Source organism: Methylophaga sp. UBA5088 (assembly GCF_002414625.1).
In the GTDB taxonomy this organism is placed as follows: domain Bacteria; phylum Pseudomonadota; class Gammaproteobacteria; order Nitrosococcales; family Methylophagaceae; genus Methylophaga; species Methylophaga marina.
Genome location: NZ_DIAC01000051.1, coordinates 51405 through 53809, shown reverse-complemented (window position 1 = coordinate 53809; position 2405 = coordinate 51405). Strand labels below are relative to the sequence as shown.

Genomic DNA, 2405 nt, shown 5'->3' with positions numbered 1-2405 from the left:
ATTTGAAACATTCTTCCTTATTAAGCACGGTAAAATTACCGGGCTTTATGAGCTTTATTGCCGTCGCTTTTATTAATGCCATGGTGGATTTGGGCCATAAAATCATCATTCAGAACACGATTTTTAAGATATATGATGATCAAACGCAGGTGGCGTTGACGGCGATTGTGAATGGACTCATTCTCTTACCCTTTATTTTCTTATTCAGCCCGGCCGGCTATCTTTCTGATCGTTTTTCCAAACCTTTCATCATGAAAGCATCGGCTTTCTCAGCCATCATCATTACCTTGTTGATTACGCTAGCTTACTATCAGGGCTGGTTTTTATTTGCCTTTTTCATGACGTTAATACTGGCCATTCAAAGTGCGCTCTATTCTCCCGCCAAGTATGGTTATATACGGCAACTTGGTGGTGACAAGCATTTATCCGCAGCCAATGGCTTTATTCAAGCGACGACGATTGTTGCCATCTTGGGTGGAATTATTGTTTTTACCGTGTTGTTTGAATGGTTGTTGATAGACCAGCCATATCATGATGAGGTTTCGTTACTGCGTCATATCGCCCCGGCAGGTTGGTTGTTGGTGATTCTATCTATTGTAGAGTGGCGCCTCGCTTGCCGATTGACTGATACAAAGAAGTCGACTGATTTCACACGGTTTCCCTGGAAAGATTACATCAAAGGTTATTTGCTAAAAACAAATGTGAAAAACTTATATACCAATCCGGTTATTTGGTACTCCGTATTGGGGCTGTCATTCTTTTGGGGAATTTCGCAAACATTTCTCGCCGTATTTCCTGCCTTTGCAAAAATGGTATTGGCTGAAAATAATACGATGATAATTCAAGGCTTATTGGCTTGCTCAGGCATTGGCATTGTCGTCGGTTCGTTATTGGCAGGTACAGGCAAGCATGGCCTGATAAAAACCTCTCTCATACCTTTGGGTGCGATAGGTATGAGTATTATTCTTTTTATTATCCCTACACTGAGTTCCGTCTCGGCATTTGCAGTCTCAATTTTCTGCTTTGGTTTATTTGGTGGCCTATTTATTATTCCGCTCAATGCGCTTATACAGTCACATTCTCCTGAGCGAATACTCGGCACTGTATTGGCAGGTAATAACTGGATCCAAAATCTCGTGATGATAGCTTGTCTGATTGTGACGTTTATCGCAGCTCAGCTAATGTTATCCAGCAAAACGATCTTAACTGTTTTACCCTTCATCACCGTTCTACTGGCGTGCCTTGTCTGGTGGTGCAGTAAACGACCACGAGATACTTGATTTAATTAACAAATTAGTGAATTCTTCTAAAGAGTTGCCAACATGGAATATAGCAAGTGAGCAAAACTTTATCGTTCCCCCCTGTTTATCAACACGCGTTTCAACAAGCCTCAGAAAATCTTCGTCAGAGCTTATTACTGGCTAATCGTTACCAGACGCCGATCACCCCCGTGAACTATGCCGTCTGGTACGAATATGTGTCAGGTGACAATCAGGATTTGGTGAACAGCATTGATACCCGTTTAAAGAAAAATGACCCCATTACCCCGGAAGTGACACAATATCTTTATGAGAAATATGTGCTGATGGGCATGCCTGAACGTCTCAGTAATACGAATAATGGGCTGAAGCTGGTTGTTGATAATACGCTGGAAAATATCAGTAGAGTTGAAGCTGCAGCCTCAGAATGTAATGAAGGCCTGACTCAAAGCCAGGTAAAACTAGAAAGCTGTAATGATATTGATGAACTAAAAACACTGGTCAGCCAGATCTTGACCAATACCCAACAAATTACCAATAGCAGTGGTGAGCTAAAGACTGAATTGACGCGCTCAACAGAAGAGATAATGAAACTCAGACAAGAGTTGGAAGCTGTTAAAGAAATGGCAAGAACAGATAATCTAACGGGGCTGCTTAATCGGGGAGCTTTTGATAATGAGCTTCAAAAGCTATGTAGCAAAGGTCATGCGTTTAGTCTTGTTTTATTCGATATCGATAAGTTCAAACGACTGAATGACAGTTTTGGACATTTACTGGGTGATAAAGTCCTACAGTTTTTTGCCTCACTATTAAAAAGTCACTCTAATGACATTCATATTGCGGCTCGTTTTGGCGGTGAAGAATTGGCTATGCTATTTGTTCATTGCAGTCTCGAAGAGACCTTTATGATCACGGAAAAGATTCGTGAGAAATTTGCGGCAAGCCGCCTGAAGAAAAAAGGCAGCCATGAGTCTATTGGACAAGTGACAGTGTCTGCAGGCATCAGCACTTATCAAAACAACGATACACCGATTAGTTTGATTGAACGTGCTGATCAGGCGCTTTATCGCTCAAAAGCAGACGGCCGTAATCAAGTGAATTTTATTTAAGGTGATAAAAAGTCGAATTTAAATAATCAACCACCGC

Annotated in this window: 2 protein-coding genes; both read left to right on the top strand. The window is 41.4% G+C overall.

Annotated features, from left to right (window positions below):
* On the top strand, nucleotides 1-1280 hold a 1280-nt coding region (locus B4K20_RS07115; RefSeq protein ID WP_349678794.1), incomplete at its 5' end, for an MFS transporter.
* Nucleotides 1281-1336: 56 nt separating this feature from the next.
* Nucleotides 1337-2368, top strand: coding sequence for a GGDEF domain-containing protein (locus B4K20_RS07110; RefSeq protein ID WP_289282398.1), 1032 nt, complete (start codon nucleotides 1337-1339; stop codon nucleotides 2366-2368).
* Nucleotides 2369-2405: the final 37 nt, after the last annotated feature.